This is a genomic window from Micromonospora sp. NPDC047753, from assembly GCF_040642735.1.
Classification (GTDB): Bacteria; Actinomycetota; Actinomycetes; order Mycobacteriales; family Micromonosporaceae; genus Micromonospora.
The window spans coordinates 1-7,729 of sequence record NZ_JBEYSL010000339.1; the positions used below are offsets into that span (position 1 = coordinate 1).

The 7,729-nt window shown below is 71.3% G+C and carries 7 protein-coding genes and 1 pseudogene; 5 read left to right on the top strand and 3 right to left on the bottom strand.

Translation table 11 applies throughout. The features are described from left to right. Window positions 1-96: 96 nt before the first annotated feature. Window positions 97-1,284 (bottom strand): annotated as a pseudogene (locus ABZ749_RS24470) (cytochrome ubiquinol oxidase subunit I); the annotation flags it as partial. A gap of 161 nt (window positions 1,285-1,445) precedes the next feature. Between ABZ749_RS24470 and ABZ749_RS24475 the strand changes: the two are divergent. From ABZ749_RS24475 to ABZ749_RS24490, 4 genes are all read left to right on the top strand, one after another. Then, window positions 1,446-2,219 (top strand): lysophospholipid acyltransferase family protein, encoded by a 774-nt coding sequence (locus tag ABZ749_RS24475; RefSeq protein WP_357231618.1) that lies wholly within the window; start codon window positions 1,446-1,448, stop codon window positions 2,217-2,219. 456 nt (window positions 2,220-2,675) lie between these two features. Next, the gene (locus ABZ749_RS24480) at window positions 2,676-3,443 is read left to right on the top strand and encodes a glycerophosphodiester phosphodiesterase (RefSeq protein ID WP_357231621.1); all 768 of its coding nucleotides are present in this window, start codon (window positions 2,676-2,678) and stop codon (window positions 3,441-3,443) included. 18 nt (window positions 3,444-3,461) lie between these two features. Further along, entirely contained in the window at window positions 3,462-4,853 is a 1,392-nt protein-coding gene (locus ABZ749_RS24485; protein ID WP_355007520.1) for an MFS transporter, read from the top strand. Window positions 4,854-5,017: 164 nt separating this feature from the next. Beyond that, window positions 5,018-5,626 carry a thymidine kinase gene (locus ABZ749_RS24490; RefSeq protein WP_357231631.1) on the top strand — a complete coding sequence of 203 codons (609 nt, stop codon included), beginning with the start codon at window positions 5,018-5,020 and terminating at the stop codon, window positions 5,624-5,626. A 40-nt stretch (window positions 5,627-5,666) separates the two neighbouring features. Here ABZ749_RS24490 and ABZ749_RS24495 read toward each other — a convergent pair whose 3' ends face one another. Then, a complete protein-coding gene (locus tag ABZ749_RS24495) occupies window positions 5,667-6,872 on the bottom strand; it encodes a low temperature requirement protein A (RefSeq protein WP_357231625.1) in 1,206 nt (401 codons plus the stop codon). Beyond that, the gene (locus tag ABZ749_RS24500; RefSeq protein WP_355007590.1) at window positions 6,859-7,269 is read right to left on the bottom strand and encodes a hypothetical protein; all 411 of its coding nucleotides are present in this window, start codon (window positions 7,267-7,269) and stop codon (window positions 6,859-6,861) included. Before ABZ749_RS24500 ends, ABZ749_RS24495 begins: the two co-directional genes overlap by 14 nt. Window positions 7,270-7,463: 194 nt before the next feature. Here ABZ749_RS24500 and ABZ749_RS24505 point away from each other — a divergent pair. Then, window positions 7,464-7,729: hypothetical protein (locus ABZ749_RS24505; RefSeq protein WP_357231628.1), on the top strand; the 266-nt coding region annotated here is incomplete at its 3' end.

Here is a 7,729-nt window from a genome sequence, read left to right on the forward strand (position 1 = left end):
CGCGCGGGGCACCGTCGGGCAGGCCGACCAGGTGTCGGACCAGCGCCCGGTAGCGCTCCTCGAAGATGTGCAGCGGCAGCACCAACCCGGGAAAGTCCACGGCTGGCGGCCCATCTCGGTGAAGATCCAGCCGAAGGAGTTGGCCAGCAACGGCAGCACCGGCATGGCCAGCCCGGCGCGCAGCAGCCACCTGCTGCTCGGGGTGCGGCCCTTGCGCTGGCTCCACAGCACCAGCAGGGCGATCGCGCCAGCCGCCATCCCGAAGGCGATCATGAAGCGGAAGCTCCAGTAGGTGACCGGGATGATCGGCGTGTAGCTGCCGGCGCCGTACTGGGTGGCGTACTGGGCCTGTAGGTCGTTGATGCCGTGCACTGTGCCGTTCGGGTCGCCGGTACCCAGGTACGACAGCAGGTACGGGATCTTGAGGGCGAACACCTCGCGGCTGCCGTCCAGGCTGCCGATGGTGAGCACCGAGAACGAGGCGGGACTCTCGGTGGTGTAGAGGCCCTCGGCGGCGGCCATCTTCATCGGCTGCACGTCCGTCATGATCTTGCCCTGGATGTCGCCGGTGAACAGCACGGCCGCGGAGGCGACCAGGACCACCCAGGAGCCGAACTTCGTGGCGAAGCGGTACGCGCCGGTGTCGGCGGAGTCCCGGTTGCGGATCACGTGGTACAGGCCGACCGCCACGACCAGCGACCCGGCGACCAGGAACGAGCCGGCCAGGGTGTGCGGGAAGGTGATCAGGGCGACCTTGTTGGTCAGCACGGCCGGGAAGTCGGTCAGCTCGGCGCGTCCGCTGTCCGGGTTGATCCGGTAGCCGACGGGGTTCTGCATGAACGAGTTCGCGGCGAGGATGAAGTACGCGGAGAGGTTGGTGCCGATCGCGGCGGCCCAGATGCTGGCCAGGTGCGCCCGCTTGGGCAGCCGGTCCCAGCCGAAGATCCACAGGCCGATGAAGGTGGATTCGAGGAAGAACGCGACGAGCGCCTCGATGGCCAGGGGTGCGCCGAAGATGTCGCCGACGAAGCGGGAGTAGTCGCTCCAGTTCATGCCGAACTGGAACTCCTGCACGATCCCGGTGACCACACCCATGGCGAAGTTGATCAGGAACAGCTTGCCGTAGAACTTGGTGAGCTTGAGGTAGCGCTCGTTGCCGGTGCGGTGCCACATCGTCTGGAGGATGGCTACCAGCACGGAGAGGCCGATGGTCAGCGGCACGAAAAGGAAGTGGTAGACGGTGGTGACACCGAACTGCCAGCGGGCAACGTCCAACGCGTCCACCTGAAACCCCCAACGATCCGTACTACGAGACGTAGTAAATACTACTGCTCGTCGTAGAGGATTGGGCAGGGCCGGGTGGCCCGAAACGGCCCGGGACCAATGACCCTGATCACCCGACCCGCCCTCGCGGCCCCGCCGGGGCGTGCGACGATGGCGCGCTGATGGACACCGCACACACCACCTGGCAGCCGCCACTGATCTGGCGCGCAGCCCTGCTGCTGGCCCGGGGCCTGGTCGGCCTGCTCGCCCGCCTCGAGGTCACCGGCGACGTCCCGACGCACCTGCGTCGCGGCCCGCTGGTGCTGACCGCCAACCACATCAGCCCGTTCGACCCGGTGGTCATGGCCGCCGCCTGCCAGATTCGCGGCGTCGCCCCCCGGATCATGGCGACAGCCGGGCTGTTCCGCGTCCCGGTGTTCGGTGCCGCCATGCGCCACGCCGGGCACATCCGGGTCGACCGCGGCACCAGTGCCGTGCACCAGGCCCTCGACAACGCCGCCACGGCCGTCGCGCGTGGCTCGGTGATCCTCATCTACCCCGAGGGGCGCATCGGCCTGGACCCCGGTCTGTGGCCCGAACGCGGCAAGACCGGCGCCGCCCGCCTCGCCCTGGCCTGCGGCGCCCCGGTCGTCCCGGTCGCCCAGTGGGGCTCGCACGAGGTGCTGCCCTACCAGGCGCCCCGCGGAATGCTGCGCGGCATCGCCCGCTCGCTGTGGCGCCGCCCGGTGATCCGGGTGCACTTCGGCACCCCCGTCGACCTGGGCGAGACGGCGGCCGCCAACCCCGGCGCGGCCCGCCGCGCCACCGACCGGATCATCGACGCTCTCACCGACACCCTCGCCCCGCTGCGCCCCGACGAACCCGACCGGCCCCGCCACGTCGACCCCGGACGCCCCACCGACCTCAGCCGCGCCCACCGCCGCCGCTCAGACTGAGGCCACCGCCGCGACCGCCGAGGTTTGCCGCGACGCCGAGGTCCGCCAGTGCCCGGAGACCCCGCACGGGCGCCGGAAAGCCGCGCCGGGTGGAACGGTCTGCCGGGGGCCTGCGGCACCGAGGTCAGCCGGGGCCGCACCCCAACCCTCCCCACCCCCCAACACCACCTTCGCTTCCTTTGCTCTGCACCCGCGGACGCACCAGCTACCGAAGGTGACTGTCGACTCCGCGGGTGCAGAGCAAAGGACAAAGGACAGGCATCCGGAGGTTGGGGCCGTAGGCCGGTCCGGCGGGATCGTGCGGCCGACGGGCATGCCGACGTCGCGCCTGCCGCCACCGCGGACAGGGACACCCGCCGACCACGGCAACCACCCGCGCCGCCTCCCCGGCGTCCCAGGCCTGATCTTCGCCGGCAGGCCACCCGCGCTCCACCGACGGCAGGCATACTGCGCTGCGTGTTGACCCGATTCGGCTACCTCGACGCGCCCGCGCCGCTGGCGTTCGCCCACCGTGGCGGCGCCGCCGAGGGCGACGAGAACACCACCGAGGCGTTCGCCCGGGCCATCGGGCTGGGCTACCGGTACGTGGAAACCGACGTGCACGCCACCGCCGACGGCGTGGCGGTGATCTTCCACGATCCGACGTTGCGCCGGCTCACCGGCGAGGCGGGGCGCATCGCCGAGATGAGCTGGGCGGACCTCGCCTCCGTACGCGTCGGCGGCGCCGCCGTCGTACCCCGGCTCGACGAGGTGTTGGGGGCGTGGCCGCAGGTCCGTTTCAACATCGACGTGAAGGCCGACGGCGGCGTCGAGCCGACGGTCGCGACAGTGACCCGGGCCGGCGCCGGCGACCGGGTGCTGCTCGCCTCGTTCAGCGACGCCCGGCTGACCCGGCTGCGGGCGCTCACCGAGGGACGCGTCGCCACCAGCCTCGGCATGCGCGGCGTCGCCCGGCTGCGGCTGGCCTCCCTGCACGGGCGTCCGCTGCGGCTGCCGCCGTCGGTGGTCGCCGCGCAGGTGCCGCCGCGCTACGGGCGGGTGCCGGTGGTGGACCGCCGGTTCCTCGACTACTGCCACCGGATCGGCCTGCAGGTGCACGTCTGGACGATCGACGAACCCGCCCAGATGCACGACTTACTGGATCGTGGCGTGGATGGCATCATGACCGATCACGTCGGCGTGCTGCGCGACGTCTACCGCAGCCGCGGCCACTGGGCCGCCTGAACCATTCCAAGGACCCCGATGGCCGAGACCGTGACCCCCACGGTGGACGACACCCCGCCTCCCGCGAGCACCCGCCGGGAGCGCCGGGGCTGGTACATCTACGACTGGGCCAACTCCGCGTTCCAGACCACCGTCATCACCGTGTTCCTCGGCCCGTTCCTGACCACGGTCGCCGAGGTGGCGGCCGGGTGCGAGCTGGGTGCGGATTCGTGCGACGGCTTCGTGTACCCGCTCGGCATCAAGGTCGCCGCCGGGTCCTACTACCCGTACCTGATCTCGCTGTCGGTGTTCCTCACCGTGTTCGTGCTGCCGGTCATCGGGGCGATAGCGGACCGGTCGGCGCACAAGAAGCGGCTGCTCGGCGGTGCCGCGTTCACCGGCGCCGGCGCCACCATCGCGATGGCGTTGGTCACCGGCGACCGATACCTGCTCGGCGGGGCGCTCTTCCTGGTCGCCAACATCTCGTTCGGCGCCGCGATCGTGGTCTACAACTCGTTCCTGCCGCAGCTCGGCGGCCCCGACGAACGCGACGGTATCTCCAGTCGCGGTTGGGCGCTGGGCTACCTCGGCGGCGGTCTGCTGCTGGCGCTCAACCTGGTCGCGATCACACTGCTCGACGACGGTGACAACCCGCAACGCACCCTGGACCTGGCCCGCTGGTCGATCGTGTCCGCCGGTGTCTGGTGGGCGCTGTTCACGCTGGTCCCGCTGCGGTGGCTGCGTGAGCGCCCGCCGGCGGCGGCACTGGCCGGTGGCGGCAACATTCTCACCGACGGGTTCCGCCAGCTCGGCCGCACCGTCCGCGAGATCAAGGCGTACCCGCTGACGCTGTACTTCCTGCTGGCTTTCCTGGTCTACAACGACGGCATCCAGACCGTCATCACCCTGGCCAGCCAGTACGGCACCGAGGAACTGCGCCTGGAGCAGAGCACCCTGATCATCACCATCCTGCTGGTGCAGTTCCTCGCCTTCGGCGGAGCGTTGAGCCTGGGCGCGCTGGCCCGGCGCATCGGCGCGTGGAAGACCGTGCTGCTCAGCCTGGTCCTCTGGACCGGTGTGATCATCGCCGCGTTCCGGCTGCCCGCCGAGGCGCCGGTGCCGTTCATGGTCCTCGGCGCGGCCATCGGCCTGGTCCTGGGCGGCAGCCAGGCGCTGAGCCGGTCGCTGTTCAGCCAGCTCATCCCCACCGGGAAGGAAGGCGAGTACTACGGCTTCTACGAGATCAGCGACAAGGGCACCAGCTGGCTCGGCCCGCTCGCCTTCGGCCTGGTGTTCCAGCTCACCTCCTCCTACCGGGTGGGCCTGGTCTCACTGCTGATCTTCTTCGTGGTCGGGTTCCTGCTCCTCGCCGCCGTACCGATGCGCCGTGCCATCGTCGCCGCCGGCAACACGCCACCGCGGGTGCTCTGAGCACGCGTCCCGCGCCCGACAGATCAGGAGTGGCCGATCGGCTAGGCTGCCCGACCGTGACTGACGACGCCACCACCGCCCCGGCCTGCCTGGCCCATCCGTTCCCCGGCCAGCCGCACGCTCCGGCCGCGTGCGCGGCGGCGCGTGGGCTCGACGGGCGGCCGGTGCACGCGGCGGCGTTGAAGTTCTTCTGGGGGCCGATGGACTGCGGCAAGTCCACGATGGCGTTGCAGATGAACTACAACCACGCCCGGCAGGGCCGGCGCGGGCTGGTCACCACCCGCATCGACCGGTCGCTGGGACCGCAGGTCACCACCCGCATCGGCCTGGCCCACGAGGCCATCGAGGTCACCGACGACCTGGACCTGCGGGCCCTGGTGCGCGGCCGGTGGGCCGACGGGGTACGCGTGGACTACCTGATCTGCGACGAGGCGTGCTTCTACACCGTCGAGCATGTCGAGCAGATGGCCGAACTGGTCGACAGCTACGACGTCGACGTGTTCGCGTTCGGCCTGGCCACCGACTTCCGGTCGCGGATGTTCCCCGCCGCGCAACGCCTGTTCGAACTGGCCGACGAGGTGGCCCGCATCCAGGTCGAGGTGCTCTGCTGGTGCGGCCGCGAAGGGCTGCTCAACGCCCGCGTCGTCAACGGGCGGGTCGTCCGTGAGGGCGCCCAGGTCGTCATCGGCGACACCGTCGACACCGCCGAGGTGCGCTACCAGGTGCTCTGCCGCCGGCACTACCGCAGCGGCGACCTCGGCCCCCGCGACTGAGGCGCCCCACCAGCTGGAACCGACCCGGTGCGCCGGACGGTCAGGACGGCTGCCGGGCCGCGACGGCCCTTACCCGGAACCGGTCGGTCAGGATCACGGCGACCGTCACCGCCAACGCCACAGCGGCGCACACCGCGACGGGTGCCCCCAGCACCACACCTGTCGGCATCAGCGCCAGCAGGACCACCACCGCCGCGACCCGGCTGATCGGCAGGATCCGCCACAGCAGCGCCTTGTAGGCGGCGTGCCCGGCCAGGAACAGCGCGGGACCCCCCAGGGTGAGCAGCACGTCGACAGTGGTGGCCGGCGCGCCGGGCTCCCGCAGCAACCGCTCGTCCGCCGCCGACGCGACGACGACACCGGCGACGATCACCGGGTGCAGGAAGTTGAACGCGACCCGGCTCAACGCGCCGGTACGCTCCCCGGCCTGGGCGATGACCTGCGTGGCCGCCGGGGCCGAACGGGCGAAGTACACCCACCACAGCGCCACCGAACCGCCGAACGCCAGCAGGAACGCCCCGGACGTCACCAGGTTCACCTGCGACGTGAGGGTGCTGCCGGTGACCAGGATCGACTCCCCCAGCGCGATCAGGACGAACGCCGCGCACCGTTCGGCCAGGTGCCCGCCCTCCACCATCCACCGCTCGGGTCGGCTTCGTCCCCGCCGCGGCAGCGGATAGCCGATCGAGAGGCCGACCACCTCGATCACGATCACCGCCGCCCACACCGCGTCCCGGGCGGCACCGCCGACCAGGCCACCGACGACCACGAGCACCGACGTCCCGGTGATCCACGGCAGCGACTGCTGAAATCCGGCCACCAACCACGGACTGCCCTGCACCGCCCACAACGCGAACAGGGTGCGGCCCACCTGCACGATGACGTAGACCAGGGCGAAGAGCAGGCCGGTCGAGCCGAACGCTTCCGGGATCGTCGCCGACAACAGCAGGCTGCCCAGCCCCACCCCGATCAGCATCGTCCGCACCGGCCCCTGATCCGGTTGCAACCAGTTCGTCAGCCAGGTGGTGTAGACCCAGACGAGCCACACCAGCGCCAGCAACAGGCCGGTACGTCCCGCGCCCCGCCAGTCCAGGTGCGCGAGCAGGTAGTGCGACAGCTGGGTGATGGTGAAGATGAAGACGAGGTCGAAGAAGAGTTCCGTCGAGGTGGTCGGCTGCACCCCCTCGCGCGGTCGCAGCAACTGTGGGCGTAGCGGGGCGGCGACCGTGGGCCTAGAAGGGGTCACCGCACACCCGCCAGCTCCCGTCCTCACGGACCACCGGCAGGCGACGTTCTTCGCTGAGCCCGCCGTCGCGGGTCACCTTCACGGTCACCGTGCCCTGCGGTCGTCCGCTGCGGGTCGCGACCGACACGTCGGTGATCTCGTAGTCGGTGACCATCGGTGGTGTCCGCACCCAACTGGTGAAGCCGATCGCGCTCCAGCGGCTGCGCGCGTCCTCGCAGAGCCGCTCGTACGCCCGGTCGCTGTCGCCGAGGGCCACCTCGCTGAGGAAACCGTCGGCGGTCTCCCGGATCGGGCCGGCGGCCTGCCGGACGGTCTGCAGGTTCCAGGCGCCCAGCCCGGCCACCCCCACGCAGCACAGCGCCACGCCGAACCCGGCGAACGCCAACCCGGTGCGCATCGGGCGGTGACGCCGGGCCGGTCGGCTCCACGACTGGCCCGCACCCACGACTACCGACCGTAGAGAAGACGGTCACGCCGACGGGCGACAAGCCGGAAACTGGGTGCGCCCGATGGGCGGGTGTGCCCTGTTCGCGGCGACCCCGCATCGTCTACCGTCGGCGCACACCCCCGAGCAGTGCCAGGAGCCGATCGATGAGCCGCTTCGTGCAGCCGGTACCACCCCCCGTCGACCCGTACGCCGGCGATGGTCTGCTGCGGTCCTGGCTGGAGCGTCACCTCGGCCCGGGCGGGCACGCCGCCGCGAAGGGCCGTCTCGCGGACCTGGCCGCCGACGTCACCGGCCCGCTGCGCGCGGCGCACGCCGACGCGGAGGCGCACCCGCCGACGCTGGTCCGCTACGACCCGTGGCTCCAGAACCCGGTCGGCTACGAGGTCCGCGACGGGATCGCCCACCTCAC